Below are 15565 nucleotides of genomic sequence, written 5' to 3'. Positions count from 1 at the left end.
ACGTAGCCGCATGAAGAGATCGTCGCCCCTGCGCCGGAAGGTCGCCGCCGTCACGCTCGCACTGACGGTTCCCGGCCTCATCGCCGCCACCACCACCGCTCCGGTTGCCTTCGCCGAGCCGTCCACGCCCGGTCCCGACAGCGCCGTCACCCTCGAGCGCCTCCCCGACGAGGTGCCGTCCGTCGTCGAGATCACCGTGCCCAGCGCGGCCAAGCTCGACCAGCTCGTCGCCACCGGCGTCGACCTCGACCACGGTGTCGAGCAGCGTCCCGACGGCCTCGAGGTCCGCGCCGTCGTCACGCCGAACGAGATCAAGACGTTGAAGAAGGCCGGCTTCGACACCGGCGAGGTCCTCTACACCTCGGAGGACACCGAGGCGGCGCTCGCCGAGCGCGACGCGACGATCGACGCGGCGAAGGCGGAGAACGAGGCGTTCGCCGACGAGGCGACCCACCCTGACGTCTCCGACGTCAAGATCACCCGCGCGCAGTACTACACGGCGTTCGGCATCCCGGTCCTCTCGGTCGAGGCCAAGTGGGCCAACGGGCAGGACGCCACGGACGCGCTCACCGTCGAGCGCGACAGCGGCCCCGGCACGGCGTTCGGCAGCGGCGGCACGCAGACCATCAGCCGCTTCGTCGACGCCGACGTCTACCTCTATCACCGCGGCGCGAGCCCGACCACGGGCACCGAGGCGCTGACCTCGCGGCCAGACCGGATCCGGATCACCAGCCCGACCGGCGACGTGGCGATCGCCAAGGTCACCGACTGGCTGCCGACGGGCGACGAGGAGGACCCGTTCAAGGGTCCGGGCTACCAGCAGGACTTCGTCAGCTCCTACCTCGACCCGACCCAGCTGTACGACCGCATCAAGCAGCTCGCGACGGACTACCCGGAGCTGGCCGAGATCGTCGAGCTGCCGTACAAGACCAACGGCTACCGGCGTCTCGCGCAGTCCGTCATCCCCGCTGGCGGTGCCGCCGCGGACGACGACCGCCGCGTGGCGATCGACTCGAAGCAGTTCGGCTCCGAGGGCGGCAACGGGATCACCGTCACGGTCGTGCACCCGACGACGGCCGACCAGCCGCTGACCGTGACGGTTGCCGACAAGGCGATCACCGTCTCCTCGGCCACCGACGCCAGCGGTACGGCCACGAGCACGGCGGCTCAGGTCGCCGCGGCCATCAACGCCAGCACGGGCGCGAGCGCGCTCGTGTCGGCGTACACCTACCGCGGCAACGCCGGTGCCGGTGTAGTGCCCGCGACGACGGCGACGACGCTCACCGACGGGCTCAACGCCCCGGCGACCGTCGCGCGTGCGCCACAGCAGGTCTATGCGATCAAGATGGGCAAGGTGCGCGACGGGTCCAAGCCGGGTGTCTTCTTCTACGCCCAGGAGCACGCACGCGAGTGGGTCCCGCCCCTCGTCACGATCGAGACCGCCGAACGGCTGCTGCGCAACTACGGCACCCATCCGGCGACCCGCGACCTCCTCGACAACCTGGAGATCTGGGTGCTCCCGTCGGTGAACCCCGACGGCGGACACTATTCGTTCTACGACTTCAACTCGCAGCGCAAGAACCTCGTCAACTACTGCGACAAGACCGGCACCGCCGACGCGAACGCCCGCAACTCCTGGGGCGTGGACGTCAACCGCAACTACGACGAGTACAGCCTGTTCGACGGCTACTCCGGCGCCTCGCCGGTCTGCACCAGCGGGACGTTCGCCGGGCCGTCGGAGCTCAGCGAGCCGGAGTCGCGCAACGTCGACTGGGTCGCGGCACGGTCCAACATCCAGTGGTCGATGAACGTGCACAGCTCCGGCAACTACTTCATGTGGTCGCCGGCGGCGTACAAGGTGCCGGGGCGGATCACCGCACCGGAGCCCACGCTCGAGGAGGAGTCGCTCTTCCAGGGCGCCTCGTCGCGGATCCTCACCGCGATCAAGCGGCACCGCGGTCTGTCGGTGACTCCGGCGCGGACCGGGCGGGTCGTCGACACGCTCTACTCGGCGGCGGGCAACTCCGGTGACATGCTCTGGTACAAGTACGGCATCTACGCGTGGGACTTCGAGGTCGGCTCGACGTTCCAGCCGCCGTTCGAGGCCGAGACCCCGACGGGGCCGGGCGCGCACCAGGAGGCGATGGAGTTCTCCAACGGCCTGGTCGAGATGCTGCGCATCGCGCGGGACTACGACACCGACACGGTGCCGCCCGTCAGCGACGTGAAGGTCACCTCCAGCACCGTCGAGGGCAAGGTCAACGTGGAGTTCTCCACGAACGAGCCCGCGAGCATCTTCTACACGACCGACGGTACGGTGCCGAACCTGCGGTCGCCGATGTACGCGGCGGCCGGCCTGCGTGAAGGCGGCGAACGCCTCAAGGTCGACAAGGGCGCCGAGATCCGCTGGATCGCGGTGGACAGCCGCGGCAACGTGGAGCGCAACTTCGTGCCGGGCCGCGAGGGCAACTACCGGACCTGGATCGCCGAGGTCGGGTACGAGCCGCCGCTGCCCGCGTCCGCCACGTCGCTGACGCTCGACCGTACGACGGTCGTCGCCGGCAAGCCCGGGGTCACCGCCTCGGTCCAGGTCACGACACCCGGTGCCGGTGACCAGCCGACTCCGGAGGGGGTCGTCACCGTGTACGTCGACGGTGAGGCGTCCGGATCGGCGGAGATCGACGCGCAGGGCCGCGCCACGGTCCCGCTCGCGGCGATCGCGACGCCGGGCAGCCACCTCGTGACGGCGACGTACGGCGGGAGTGCGGAGCTGGCGCCGAGCACGTCCTTGCCGGTCGTTCTCAGGGTGACGCCCGCGACGAGCGTGCCCGTCGCTGCGGCGACGCTGACGGTGAAGCCGACACGCATCGCCGCCGGCAGGTCGACTGCCGTGGCGGCGGTCGGGGTCCGGGTGACCGAGGACGGCCGGACGACGGCCGGCTCGGGCACGGTCGACGTATTCCTGGACGGCCGGCGGGTCGGCACGGGGACGCTGGACCGGCAGGGCCGTACGAGCGTGAGGCTCGGCCCGTTCCGTACGGCGGGGCCGCGGATCGTGACTGCTCGCTATCGCGGGACGGCCACCGTCGGCGCCACCACCGCGGGGCCGGTGGTGCTGCGGGTGACCAAGGCGAGGGCCAAAGTCGGCGTCACGGTGACGCCGAAGCGCGTGACGACCTCACGGCGCGCGAAGGTCGCGATCACGGTCAGGGCCAAGGGTGTGAACGCTCGCGGTACGGCGCTGGTCAAGGTCGGGACGCGGTCGTTCGCCGTCCGTGTCAACGCGAAGGGCAAGGGGTCGGTGCGACTCCCCCGGCTGTCGCGAGGCACCAAGAAGGTGACCGTGCGCTACCTCGGCAACGCGAACCTCACCTCGGCGAAGAAGGTGGTGCGGATCCAGGTCCGACGATGACCGTCTGAGAACGTACGGCGAGGGGCCGGTCGCCGGGAGGCGGTCGGCCCTTCGTCGTACGGCGGAGGCTCGCGGTCACTTCCCCGGCGTGTCGAGGTCCTGCGTCAGCAGCCGCTTGCGTTCGGTGGCCACGACCTCCCGCGCCAGCTCTCCCTCGGAGATGTCGAGGGCCTCCGGTGCGCTCTCCGCGGTGTCGCTGACCCGGGCGAAGTCGTCGAACAACCGCCGCTTCTCCGCGAGGATCTCGGTGATGCGGCGATCCACGCCGTCCTCCGACAGCAGCCGGTGGACCTGGACGGACTTCAGCTGCCCCATCCGGTGCGCACGCGCCACCGCCTGCGCCTCGGTCGTGGGCTTGAGCTGTGGCTCGCAGATGATGACGACCGAGGCCGCCTGGATGTTCAGGCCGACGCCGCCCGCGACGATCTGCGCGACCAGCACGGCACCGTTGCCGGCGGCGGCGAACTTGTCGACCATGTCCTGCCGCGCGGCCGCCGGCACCGAGCCCGTCAGCGGTCCGAAGACCGGGCCGGGGAGCTCGCGGGCGACCCGTGACAGCACCTCGCGGAAGTGCGAGAACACGATCACGCGCCGGTCGTTCGCCTCGGCCTCCTCGACGACGTCGATCAGGCGTTCCATCTTCTGGCTGTCGCTCGCGAGCATCGCCGCCTGCCGCATCGCCATGAAGTTGCCCGCCACCACGGCCTCGCGGTACGCCCGCTCGTCGTCGCGCGTCATGGGCAGCCACTCGTCCACCTCGACCAGCCCGGGGAGCTCGTCGAGGACGTCCTCCTGGTTGCGCCGCAGGTACGCCGGTGCCACCTGGCGCCGGAACCGGTGCGGCGCGAGCCCATGGACGTCGACGACGAGGTCCGGGCGGACGTAGCCGACGAGGTTGCGGAACTCCTCGACGCGGTTCTCGAGCGGCGTGCCGGTGAGCAGCACGGCACGCTCGGCGCGGTCGAGCAGCGCCGCCGTCCGCTGGGAGCGCTGCGCGGCTGGGTTCTTGATGTAGTGCGCCTCGTCGACGACGACACAGCTGAGCGTGTCGACCTGGTCGAGGTACGGGTCAAGGCGACCGAGGGTCTCGTACGTCGTGACGGCGACGCCGCCGCGGCGTACCCAGGCCTGGGCGGCCCCGTCGCGGTTCGGCCCGTGGACGCGAAATGCCCGCAAGGTCGACTTGCTCGCGACCTCGCGGGTCCAGTTGGTGACGACCGCCGCGGGACAGACCACGACGAAGTGCGTCTCCCCCGCGCTGTGCAGGTGCGCAAAGACCGCCAGCGCCTCGACGGTCTTGCCGAGGCCCATCTCGTCACCGATGATCACCTTGCGCTGCACCAGCGCGAACCGCGCCGCAAAGCTCTGGTAGCCGCGGAGCGAGGCGTTGAGCGCGTCGCCCTTGAGCTCGAGGGCGCGTACGGCCTCGATGATCTCGTCCGGGAGGTCACCGTGCGTCTTGGCGTCGTCCTCGACGAGGAACCCGAGCTCGGCGAGCATCGCGAAGTAGTCGGCCGGCCGTGCCAGGAAGTCGTCCCACGGGTCGTCGGTGACGCGCGGCCGCGCTGGACCGCGACCACCCGTCGCGATCATCGCTGCCCTCCGTACGACCGCGTCCGCGCCGGCGAGAAGGTCGACGACCTCGTGCCCTGCGACACGCAGCACGAGCACGTGGGTCACGTGACCGCGCACGGCGGAGGCCAGCGGCCCGAGCTCCTCGGTCCGTGCGAGGTCGGCGGTCGCGCCCCGGGTCGCGCGCGCGGCGTCCCAGCTCGCCAGGTGGTCGAGCAGGCGTGTCGCCTCTCCGTCGCGCCTGGCCACGTCGACGCGCACCGGCGTCTCGTCGTACGTGATCTGCCAGAGGGTGCGGGCGGCGCCAACCATCTGCGTCGCCGTCGTCGGACCGAGTCCCGGGAGCGAGGCCAGCTCGCGGCCGGCGGCGAGGACCTGCGCGATGGTCGAGACCTGGGCGTCCCGCAGCGGACCGAGCCGAAGCCGGTCTCGCGTCGCGTCCTTGAGAGCGTCGATCGGCATCTCCGCGAGCAGCCGGTCGACCGCGGCGCCTCGTACGGCCTCGCCGGCCTCCTTCGCCGCGTCCCTGTACGACGACTCCGCGGCGACGGCGCGGGTGATCACGGCGACTGCCCCTGCGAGCGGGTGCAGCACCTCGCCGGGCACGATCTCCGGAGCGCGGCCGAGGTGCGCGAGGTCGTCGGCCAGGCCGAGCGAGGGCTCGAGGAGGTCGGACACGGTCATCCGCGTCCCGTCGTGCATGTCCGTCGAGCGTGCGAGGTGCTCGAGCCGTGACCCGAGACCGAGGGCGGAGCCCCAGGCGTGCAGTGATCTCAGGACGTCCGCGGACGCCGCCGCCTCCGCCTTGCGCTCGCGCCCGGCGAAGAAGCGCCGGGCCGAGACCAGGGGCGCGACGTCGTGGGCCACGTGCAGCTGGTCGTCGAGGCGCCGCAGCATCGCGTGATCGGCGTCGGTGAGGGCCGGCAGGTTCGCGCGGTGGGCGAGCAGCTCGACCAGCCGAGCGTCGGCGCGCGTCAGCGGGATCGCCCGCCACGCGGCGCGGCCGTCATAGGCGACCGTGACCACACGCGTACGGAGGTCGTCGACGTACGCGCGCACCTGCACGTCGATCTCCTCGCGCCGGCGCGTGACGGCGTCGGCGGCCGCACCCCACCGCTCGACGTCGCTCACGAGGGCGCGCAGCTGCTTGCGTTCGTCTCGGTTCATGACCTCTCACGGCTCGTGCGTCGGCGGGTTCCCGACGCAAGGCTAGTGACGCGCGCGGACGGTCCGACGGCCCCGTTCGTGTCAGCGGTGCTGGCTAGAGTCAGGCGGCTGCCACTCTCGGGAAGGACATGGTCGTTGACGCTCGAAGAGGTCACCGCCGGCGTACGCCTCGCCGGTCTGGTGCCTGGTGAGGCAGTGCTCGTCCTCGCGGCGCAGTGGCACGGCGGCGACGCGCTCGAGGTGACCTACAAGCTCGGCTCCGGCGGCCTCGCCCAGCGCGTGCTCTTCCGCGACGACGAGGCCGCGCTCGGGTCCGCGGAGGCCGGAGGACGCCCGTTCGACGCGCCCGCCTCCGACTTCGCGATCGTCGCCGAGGCGCAGCGCATCACGCTCGCCGGTCTCTTCGACCCGATGCTCGCCGTCGCGACCAGCGACGTGCAGCCGCTCCCCCACCAGATCCGTGCCGTGTACGGCGAGATGCTCCCGCGCACGCCGCTGCGCTTCCTGCTCGCCGACGACCCCGGCGCCGGCAAGACGATCATGGCGGGCCTCTACATCAAGGAGCTCCTGCTCCGTGACGACGTCAGGCGGTGCCTCATCGTGGTGCCGGGCGGGCTCGTCGAGCAGTGGCAGGACGAGCTGTTCCTCAAGTTCGGGTTGTGCTTCGACCTGCTCACGCCGCAGGCGGTCGACGCGTACGGCGCCGGCAACGTGTTCGAGCGGCACCCGCTGCTCATCGCACGGATGGACCACCTCGCGCGCAACGAGGGCCTCCAGCGCCAGCTGGTCGACACCGAGTGGGACCTCGTCGTCGTCGACGAGGCGCACAGGATGGGTGCCCGCTACTTCGGCGGCAAGGTCCACAAGACCAAGCGGTTCCTCCTCGGCGAGCGCCTCGCACGCACGACGCGCCACTTCCTCCTCATGACGGCGACCCCGCACTCGGGCAAGGAGGAGGACTTCCAGCTCTTCCTGACGCTGCTCGACCGCGACCGGTTCGAGGGCAGGTTCCGCAAGGGCACCCACTCCGGCGACACCTCCGGCCTCATGCGGCGCATGGTCAAGGAGGACCTGCTCAGCTTCGAGGGCAAGCGACTCTTCCCCGAGCGGATCGCCGAGACCGTCCCGTACGCGCTGACGTCGCTCGAGCGCGACCTGTACGAGGACGTCACCGCCTACGTGCGCGACGGGATGAACCGCGCCGACCGGCTCGAGGGCAAGCGCCGGACCACCGTCGGCTTCGCGCTCACGGTGCTGCAGCGGCGCCTCGCGTCGAGCTCCGAGGCGATCTACCAGTCCCTCGTCCGCCGTACTGCGCGCCTCGAACGCCGCAAGGAGGAGATCCTCGCGGACGCGCTCGAGGCGGGTGTCGAGATCGACATCGGCGACCTGCCTGACATCCCCGACGACGAGGAGTACGCGGCCGCCGAGATCGAGGAGCTGGAGGACGAGCTGGTCGACGCCGCGACCGCGTCCCGCACCATCGTCGAGCTCGACGCCGAGCTGGTCGAGCTCGCCGGACTCACGCGGGCCGCACAGCAGGTGCGTGACGCCGACATCGACCGCAAGTGGAGCGAGCTGCGCACGATCCTCGAGACCGAGACGCTCGCCACCGCGCCGGACGGACGTCCGCGAAAGCTCATCATCTTCACCGAGCACCGCGACACCCTGGCCTTCCTCGAACGCCGCATCACTGCGCTGTTCGGCAGGCCGGACGCCGTCCTCGCCATCCACGGCGGCGTGCCGCGGTCGGAGCGGCGGCGCATCACCGAGGAGTTCACGACCAACAGCCGCGCCCAGATCCTTCTCGCGACCGACGCCGCCGGCGAGGGCCTGAACCTCCACGCCGCCCATCTGATGGTCAACTACGACCTCCCGTGGAACCCGAACCGTCTCGAGCAGCGCTTCGGACGCATCCACCGCATCGGCCAGACGGAGGTCTGCCACCTCTGGAACCTCGTCGCCAGCAACACCCGGGAGGGGCAGGTCTTCCAGCGCCTCCTCGACAAGGTCGACGAGCAGCGCAAGGCGTACGGCGGCAAGGTCTTCGACGTCCTCGGCGCCGCCTTCGACGAGACACCGCTGCGCGATCTCCTGATGAACGCCATCCGGTACGGCGAGGATCCTGCGGTGCGCGCCAGCATGGAGGAGGTCATCGACCACCGCGTCACCGACGGGATCGCGGAGATCCTCGCGGAGCAGGCGCTCGCGGACAACTCGCTCACGGAGGCCGACGTCGCGGCCATGCGACGGCAGATGGACGAGGCCCGGGCGCGCCGCCTCCAGCCGCACTACATCGAGCTGGCGTTCACCGCCGCATTCACCCGCCTCGGTGGGCGCATCACGCGCCGGGAGCCGGGCCGGTACGAGATCGCGCACGTGCCGGCGCAGGTCCGCAGCAGCGGGCACGGACCGATCTCGTCGCGCTACCACCGCGTCACGTTCGACCTCGCCTGCATGGAGGGGGACGGTCTCGAGCGAGCAGACCTGCTGGCTCCCGGTCATCCGCTCCACGACGCGGTGATGGCCGAGTCGATCACGCTGCTCAGCGGCTGTCTGGAGCGCGGGACGGTGCTCGTGTCGGCAACCCTGGACCGACCCCAGCTGCTCGTCGGAGTCGTGGAGGAGATCGTCGACGGCACGGGCGGCTCTGTCGCGCGGCGGTTCGGCTACGCCTACGTCGACGAGCTGGGCGCCGTGACGGCCGCCGGGCCGGCTCCGTACCTGGACTGCGTCGCCGCGCCTCCGACGGCCGACACCTCGACCGCGCGTCGCTGGCCATGGCTCGTCGACGCCGAAGCCAAGGGGATGAGCTGGATCATCGCCCACCAGCTCCCCTCGTACCTCGCCGAGGTCCATCCCGCCCGGGCCCGTGACCTCGCGCGGGCGAGGATGCTGGTCAGTGAACGTCTCGAGAGCGAGTGTGAGCGGCTCGAGCGCGATGCCTTCCTGGCCGCGCAGAGCGAGAGCGTCGGCGAGAGGCCCGCTGAGTCGGCGGACAGCCTGCGCCGCAAGGCTCACGAGCTGCAGGCGAGACTCGAACGCCGCCTCGCCACCCTCGACAAGCAGGCCACGATGTCGACGAAGCCGCCGCGCATCGTCACCGCCGCGCTCGTCCTCCCGCTCGGGTTCGTGGACGGCGACCTCCCCCGCCACGCGCCGATGCACGCCGTCGCCACGAAGGAGGTCGAGCGACGGGGCGTCGATCTCGTCCTCGCGTGCGAACGCCGGCTGGGGAGGTCACCGGAGGAGCAGGCGTTCAACAACCCCGGGTACGACGTCCTCAGCACCGAGCCGAACGGCGACACCCTCCGCATCGAGGTCAAGGCGCGGATCGCGGGCGCCGACGACTTCTTCGTGACGCACAACGAGGTCGTGACGGGCAAGAACGCGGCGCCGCGCTATCGGCTCGCGATGGTGCGCGTCGATCCACGCGGCGCGGCGTACGACGAGGTCCGCTATCTCGACGACCCCTTCGCGGGCGTGGACCTGGGCGGCTTCGAGGCCACCGGGCACCGCGGGAGCTGGGACAAGATGTGGGCTAAGGGGCGCGAGCCGCACTGAAGCGCACGTTCGGCGGTGCGGTGCTCTGCTTCAATGCCCCGGTGGCGACGACACTGACGATCCCCTCCCCCGCGCTCTACGACTCCTGGGCCGAGTGCGTGGCGGAGGTCGACGGGGACGGGCTGGATGGCTCCGGCTCCTGGAAGGTCGACGGGTTCGGCCCTGACCGTGCGAGCTTCGATGCCCTCCTGGAGATCGCCGCCGCCGAGGCCGAGGCCAGCCGGAGGTTGCCCGAAGGCCTGGTCCACTGCGACACCTACTGGATCACCGACCCCGCCGACACCGTGATCGGCTTCATGGCGCTGCGTCACTCGCTCGCGACCGACGTCCTCCGTACGGAGGGCGGCCACATCGGCTACTCCGTACGACCGAGCCGCCGCCGGCAGGGTCATGCGTCGCGCGCCCTCGGGCTCGTCCTCGACCGGGCCCGCGAGCGTCAGCTCGATCGCGTACTCGTGACCTGCGACGAGTCGAACACCGCCTCGGCCCGCACCATCGAGAGCCAGGGCGGTGTCTTCGAGAATCACGTCGGCGTGAAGCGGCGCTACTGGATCACGCTCTGAGCCAGACGCATCCGACGGCCCGCGACCGTCGAACGTTAACGTGCGACGTGCATATAGTGTGCGTCGTACTGTATAGTGCAACGTGTGGATGACGAACTGATCCAACAGCACCTACAGGAGCTACGCCGCGGCACGGTCGTGCTCGCGAGCCTGCTCTCCCTGCGACAACCCGGCTACGGCTACGGCCTGCTCGAGTCGCTCAGCGAGGCGGGCATCGCGGTCGACGGCAACACCCTCTATCCGCTGCTGCGCCGCCTGGAGAAGCAGGGCCTGCTCACCAGCGAGTGGAACACCGAGGAAGCCAGGCCCCGGAAGTTCTACCGCACCAGTGACGACGGCGACCGGCTCGCCGACATCCTCGTCACCGCCTGGCACGACATCGACACCGCGCTCTCGCGCTTCACGACCGGAGGCACCCCATGACCACCGCCCTGACCGACAGCTACGTCCGCGCCGCCACTCGGTGGCTGCCGGGGCAGACCCGGCGCGAGGTCGAGGCGGAGCTGCGCGAGCGCATCACCGACACGGTCGCGGCGCGCCGCGACTCCACCGACGCCGAGCGCGAGGTGCTGGAGGAGATGGGCGATCCGTTGCTCGTCGCGGTGGAGTACACCGGTCGCGAGCCGCGTCTGATCGGTCCGCGGTTCTTCATGCCATGGCTGCGCCTCCTCGTGCTGGTGCTCGTGATCGTCCTCCCGATCGTCGGTACGGTGCACATCATCAGCGGCGTCACGTCCGACGACAACATCGCCACGACGCTGATCGGCGCGGTCGGCGTCATGATCGGCACCGCCATCCAAGTCGCGTTCTGGGTCACGGCTGTCTTCGCCCTCGTGGAATGGTCAGGCGTCGGTGAGAGCGAGGTGACCGAGCGCTGGACCGTGGACAAGCTGCCGGCCGCCGCCGCGACCCGTTCCGGCCGGCCGTACGCGGAGACGATCGCGAGCCTCGTGTTCCTGGCCGTCATGGCGTTCCTGCTGATCGGGCAGCAGACAAACTCGCCAATCCGTCTCGACGGCGAGAGCATCCCGGCACTCGACCCGGCTCTGTGGGGGTCGTGGATCCCGATCGTGCTCGGCCTGATCGCGCTCGAGATCGTGTTCACCCTCTGGGTGCACGTCAAGGGATGGACGTGCACGGCGGCCGGCATCAACGCGGCGTTCGGCGTGGCCTTCGCTGCGGTGACGGTGCCCGTCCTGAAGAGCGGCGACTTCCTCAACCCCGAGCTGGTGGAGCGTCTCGGGTGGGATGCCTCGACACTCGAGCAGGTGACGCAGGGGATCCTCGTCGGGGTGCTCGTCGTCACCGCGTGGGACGTCATTGACGGTGTCCTCAAGGCGCGGCGCACCAGTCGCTGAGGAGGGAACCTTTCGGGTGCGACGATGACGGCCATGGACCTGGACCGCACCACGCGACGCCTCCTCTACCTGTTGAGCGGGGTGGCGTTCATCGAAGGGCTCGTCGCCATGGCGTGGACCGTCTACTTCGGCTGGCTGATCATCGAACTCGGACTCTGGCACGCGGGATGGTTCACTGCCGCACTGAGCGCGGCTGGCGCGGCGTGCTTGGGCATCGTGTTCGTCCTGCCAGTCGGCACGAGGACCGCTCGGGGCTGGGCGGTGGGGCGCGTCGGCCTCGGAGGGTTCGTCGCTGTCAACGCCTGGGCGGCGTACTCCGTGGGGTCAGGGTGGCTCGGCATCGGTCGGAACCTGCCGCTGGTGTTGCTGCTCGCCGCGTTCGCGGTGCTCGGGGCGGTGGCGAGGAGGCGCGTGCGGCCCGTGTATCTCGCGGCGCGCGCACCGTCGCAGCAATCGCGCTGAGCATCATGAGGAGCGCAGGTCGCGGCGTACGAGGACGCGGGGGAAGCCGTTGAGGACCGAGTCCGTGTCGGCTGCCTTCGTGAACCCTGCTCCCTCGAACATCGCCAGCGTGCCGACGTACGCCATCGTGAGGTCGACCTTCGCGCCGCCGTTGTCGACCGGATAGGCCTCGACCGCCGGCGCGCCGTGGTCGCGGGCGAAGTCGACGGCGCCCTCGATCAACGGGCGCACGATGCCCTGGCCACGGTGCCCCGGCCGCACCCGCACGCACCACAGCGACCACACGTCGAGGTCGTCGACGTGGGGGATCCTGCGGTTGCCCGCGAAGCTCGTGTCGGCACGCGGATGCACGCCCGCCCACCCGACGACCTCGTCCCCGTCGTACGCCAGGACACCCGGCGGCGGGTCCTCCTTCACCAGGTCGCGCATCCGCTCACCCCGGGCGGGGCCGGCGAGCGCCTGGTTCTCCTTCGACGTCGTGAGCCGGTAGCTCAGGCACCAGCACACGTTGGCGTCAGGGCGCTTCGGCCCCACCATCGTCGCCACGTCCTCGAACGACGTGGCCGGTCGCACCTCGATCCCCATGGCCCACGAGCGTAGAACGCCCCACCGACACGCGCACCCCTCTGCGGGGGACGGCGAGGGTCAGCTCTCGAGCACGTCAGCGACGTGGTCCGGCACGTACGTCGCCCGCTCCCGCGGCGGTCGCTCGTACGAGCTGGTGGCGGCCGGCCGGTCGGGGATCTCGATGCCGGGAGGCTCGACGTCGGTGTACGGGATGGTGGACAGGAAGTGGGCGATCATGTTGAGCCGTGCGCGCTTCTTGCTGTCGGACTCGATCACGAACCACGGGCTCGTCACCGTGTCGGTGTAGGCCATCATCTCGTCCTTGGCCCGCGAGTAGTCCTCCCACCGGTTGATCGACTCGATGTCGGTCGGACTCAGCTTCCACCGTCGGATCGGATCGGCGGCCCGGGACTGGAACCGCTTGAGCTGCTCCTCGTCGGACACCGAGAACCAGTACTTGCGCAGCAGGATCCCGTCGTCGATCAGCATCTGCTCGAACGTCGGCGCCTGCCGCATGAACAGCGCGTACTGCTCCTCGGTGCAGTAGCCCATCACGTGCTCGACTCCTGCGCGGTTGTACCAAGAGCGGTCGAACAGCACCATCTCCCCCGCTGCGGGCAGGTGCGGGACGTAGCGCTGGAAGTACCACTGCGTCCTCTCGCGCTCGGTCGGTGCGGGGAGCGCGGCGATGCGCGCGACGCGCGGGTTGAGGTTTTCGGCGACGCGCTTGATCGTGCCGCCCTTGCCGGCGGCGTCGCGTCCCTCGAAGAGGATGACGATGCGCGCCCCGCTGTGGCGCACCCACTCCTGGAGCTTCACCAGCTCGATCTGCAGCCGGGCGAGCTCGGCCTCGTACACCTTCTTGTCGAGCTTGGGATGCTTCTTCGCTGCGGCGCTCATGACGGGACACTAGCGCTGGTGGCCTTCGATGGCGCTCAGGAAGCCCCGAAGTTTTCGGTCTTGACCAGGCGGCCGTCCTTCATCGTGTACTCGACGGTGTAGTCGATGCCCGCCGCGCCCGCATCGGGCTGTGCCTCCCCACCTCTGGTCGTTGCCATGCCGTCCGCCACCGCCACACGGATCGTGGTCGAGTCGTACGCCGTGGCGGTGATCGTCGGCGTTGTGGTCAAGGTCCAGGTCACCCGGGGCGCACCAGCGACCTGGGCGTTCACGTCTCGGAACGGGCAGCCCGGCGGATCGGGCTTCCGGCTGGCAAGACACGTGTCGAGCTCGGCCCGGGCAAGGGCCTCTGCCGCGTCGAGTGCGGCGGGCGTCATCGTGTACTCCAGCGTGTCGGTGACGTAGACCGGCAGTCCTTCCTGCGCGACGCCCCCGACAGGCGCCCTGATCGTCGGCGCAGTGACCAACGGTGCTCGGTCGGGCAGGGTCACCTCCCACATCCCGGGGAGCGCGGCGAACCGCGGCGAGTCAGGGTCGGGCATTTTCATCTCGACGCCGTTCACCACGACAGCAGGCGTGCCTCCGTCCATCGAGTTCGTGAGGTCGACGACGGGGACCTCAGGCGGGCTCAGCTTCCACCGGTCGAAGATCCCATAGCTGCTGCCGTCGCGGACGACGCTGAACTCCTGCTCGACGGTGCTGCCGTCGAGCTCCCAGGAGGCCTCCACCACGGCCGCGTCCCCATCGCGTCGGACAGTCCGGACCTCGACGTCGTCCGGACGTCCCTCGACCTTCTCGTACACCTCGTTGCTCAGCACTGCCTGCTCCGAGAGGGGCAGCTCCGACTCCGCGATCGCGAGCGCGGCCTCGGCGTCACCACGACCGAGCGCCGCCATGTAGTCCTCGACGGGCGCCGTCGGCGAGAACTGGGTCGAGTTGATGACACTGCGAGCGACGAACACGGTGATGAGGAGCACGAGTGCGGCGATGACCCCTCGAACGATCATGGCCGTACTCCGTGGATCGGCCGAAGGGTCAGTGCGCGGTTCGTCGAGCATCGTGTCTCCTTCGCGGACGAGGCCATCAGCACCGGGGACGGCACATGTCTAGCAGTGCGCGGGGTCACCTGAGGGGCGCGAGGGTGATCTGGATTGTCGGTCGAGACCCTCTGTCGTGCGACGCTGCCTGCCATGCACCGCTCATCGAACCGCAGGCGATCGCCGTGGCTGCTCGCCATCGTCTGCGCTGCGCTGTGCCTGGTCGCCGCGTGTGGCGACGGTGACCAGGATTCGAGCGACCCGAACCCAAGCAGCCAGACTCAGAGCGACCCGACCCAGAGCGAGCCGAGCCCGAGCGGGGAAGCCGAGGAGAAGGCTCAAGCCCTGACGAAGGCTCAGCTCAAGACCGCGCTCCTGACTCGTGCGGATGTCGGCGCGAGATATCGCAAGACCAGAGCGGACAGGTCGGATGGGTCCGAAGACTCAGAAGGCTCAGATCCCAGCGACATCGGCTGCCTCAAGAAACTCGACACGATCGAAGAGCCGGAGGGAGACGCTCCGGAGGTCGAGGTCGCCTTCGAGAAGGCCGGTGACATCAGCTCGAGCGAGATCGACAACAGTGTGACGTCGCTGTCGACCCCTGATGTCGCCGAGAAGATGCTCGACCAGATGGCCAACGCCTTCGCGGAGTGCCGGAAGCTTGCGATCTCCGAGGAGGGGGTGACGCTGAAGGGGAACGTGACGACGAATACAGACATGACCATTGACGGCGTTGATCAGCAGCTGAACGTCCTCGTCCGCGGGAAAGCAATATATCGCGACGTTCGGTTCCCGATCACGTTTCGATGGGCGTTCGTACGGATGGGCAACAACCTCGCGTACGTCTCGCTGATCGATCTTGGCCCCTCCGACCCACAGCAGTTCGCGGGTCTTGTCTCGACTGCTGTGAGTCGCCTCGGAAGCGTGATGGACGACTCTGCCTGAGGGATGACACACACCCCG

Annotated in this window: 11 protein-coding genes; 7 read left to right on the top strand and 4 right to left on the bottom strand. The window is 69.9% G+C overall.

What is annotated here, in order from left to right; genetic code table 11:
- Positions 1-10: 10 nt before the first annotated feature.
- Entirely contained in the window at positions 11-3412 is a 3402-nt protein-coding gene (locus KV100_RS03235; RefSeq protein ID WP_220341459.1) for a M14 family zinc carboxypeptidase, read from the top strand.
- Between the two features lie 75 nt (positions 3413-3487).
- Here the strand turns inward: KV100_RS03235 and KV100_RS03230 are convergent, their stop codons facing one another.
- A complete protein-coding gene (locus KV100_RS03230) occupies positions 3488-6151 on the bottom strand; it encodes a DEAD/DEAH box helicase (protein WP_220341458.1) in 2664 nt (887 codons plus the stop codon).
- A gap of 135 nt (positions 6152-6286) precedes the next feature.
- On the opposite strand from KV100_RS03230, the gene KV100_RS03225 reads away from it, so the two are divergent.
- From KV100_RS03225 to KV100_RS03205, 5 genes are all read left to right on the top strand, one after another.
- Positions 6287-9715, top strand: coding sequence for a helicase-related protein (locus KV100_RS03225; protein WP_220341457.1), 3429 nt, complete (start codon positions 6287-6289; stop codon positions 9713-9715).
- Positions 9716-9756: 41 nt separating this feature from the next.
- Positions 9757-10278 carry a GNAT family N-acetyltransferase gene (locus KV100_RS03220; protein WP_308291323.1) on the top strand — a complete coding sequence of 174 codons (522 nt, stop codon included), beginning with the start codon at positions 9757-9759 and terminating at the stop codon, positions 10276-10278.
- A gap of 84 nt (positions 10279-10362) precedes the next feature.
- On the top strand, positions 10363-10701 hold the full coding sequence (locus KV100_RS03215; RefSeq protein ID WP_220341456.1) for a PadR family transcriptional regulator: 339 nt from the start codon (positions 10363-10365) through the stop codon (positions 10699-10701).
- Positions 10698-11636: a hypothetical protein gene (locus tag KV100_RS03210; RefSeq protein WP_220341455.1), complete on the top strand. Its 939-nt coding sequence runs from the start codon at positions 10698-10700 to the stop codon at positions 11634-11636. Before KV100_RS03215 ends, KV100_RS03210 begins: the two co-directional genes overlap by 4 nt.
- Positions 11637-11669: 33 nt before the next feature.
- Entirely contained in the window at positions 11670-12098 is a 429-nt protein-coding gene (locus tag KV100_RS03205; protein WP_220341454.1) for a hypothetical protein, read from the top strand.
- Between the two features lie 3 nt (positions 12099-12101).
- On the opposite strand, the gene KV100_RS03200 is transcribed toward KV100_RS03205, so the two are convergent.
- From KV100_RS03200 to KV100_RS03190, 3 genes are read right to left on the bottom strand one after another with little or no spacing between them, the layout of a single operon-like run.
- Positions 12102-12683 (bottom strand): GNAT family N-acetyltransferase, encoded by a 582-nt coding sequence (locus KV100_RS03200; RefSeq protein ID WP_220341453.1) that lies wholly within the window; start codon positions 12681-12683, stop codon positions 12102-12104.
- Between the two features lie 60 nt (positions 12684-12743).
- The gene (gene ppk2, locus KV100_RS03195; RefSeq protein ID WP_220341452.1) at positions 12744-13565 is read right to left on the bottom strand and encodes a polyphosphate kinase 2; all 822 of its coding nucleotides are present in this window, start codon (positions 13563-13565) and stop codon (positions 12744-12746) included.
- Positions 13566-13600: 35 nt separating this feature from the next.
- Entirely contained in the window at positions 13601-14572 is a 972-nt protein-coding gene (locus KV100_RS03190) for a hypothetical protein (protein ID WP_220341451.1), read from the bottom strand.
- A gap of 183 nt (positions 14573-14755) precedes the next feature.
- On the opposite strand from KV100_RS03190, the gene KV100_RS03185 reads away from it, so the two are divergent.
- Positions 14756-15547 carry a hypothetical protein gene (locus tag KV100_RS03185; RefSeq protein ID WP_220341450.1) on the top strand — a complete coding sequence of 264 codons (792 nt, stop codon included), beginning with the start codon at positions 14756-14758 and terminating at the stop codon, positions 15545-15547.
- Positions 15548-15565: the final 18 nt, after the last annotated feature.

It is taken from the genome of Mumia sp. zg.B21, assembly GCF_019550855.1.
Classification (GTDB): Bacteria; Actinomycetota; Actinomycetes; order Propionibacteriales; family Nocardioidaceae; genus Mumia.
This window is presented reverse-complemented; position numbering and strand designations above follow the sequence as displayed.

What these genes read in the sequence shown, in the direction of transcription:
- KV100_RS03235 (WP_220341459.1), top strand. Translation starts at nt 11, where the DNA reads ATGAAGAGATCGTCGCCCCTGCGCCGGAAGGTCGCCGCCGTCACGCTC.
- KV100_RS03210 (WP_220341455.1), top strand. Translation starts at nt 10,698, where the DNA reads ATGACCACCGCCCTGACCGACAGCTACGTCCGCGCCGCCACTCGGTGG.
- KV100_RS03185 (WP_220341450.1), top strand. Translation starts at nt 14,756, where the DNA reads ATGCACCGCTCATCGAACCGCAGGCGATCGCCGTGGCTGCTCGCCATC.
- KV100_RS03200 (WP_220341453.1), bottom strand. Translation starts at nt 12,683, where the DNA reads ATGGGGATCGAGGTGCGACCGGCCACGTCGTTCGAGGACGTGGCGACG.
- KV100_RS03190 (WP_220341451.1), bottom strand. Translation starts at nt 14,572, where the DNA reads ATGATCGTTCGAGGGGTCATCGCCGCACTCGTGCTCCTCATCACCGTG.
- KV100_RS03205 (WP_220341454.1), top strand. Translation starts at nt 11,670, where the DNA reads ATGGACCTGGACCGCACCACGCGACGCCTCCTCTACCTGTTGAGCGGG.
- ppk2 (WP_220341452.1), bottom strand. Translation starts at nt 13,565, where the DNA reads ATGAGCGCCGCAGCGAAGAAGCATCCCAAGCTCGACAAGAAGGTGTAC.
- KV100_RS03230 (WP_220341458.1), bottom strand. Translation starts at nt 6,151, where the DNA reads ATGAACCGAGACGAACGCAAGCAGCTGCGCGCCCTCGTGAGCGACGTC.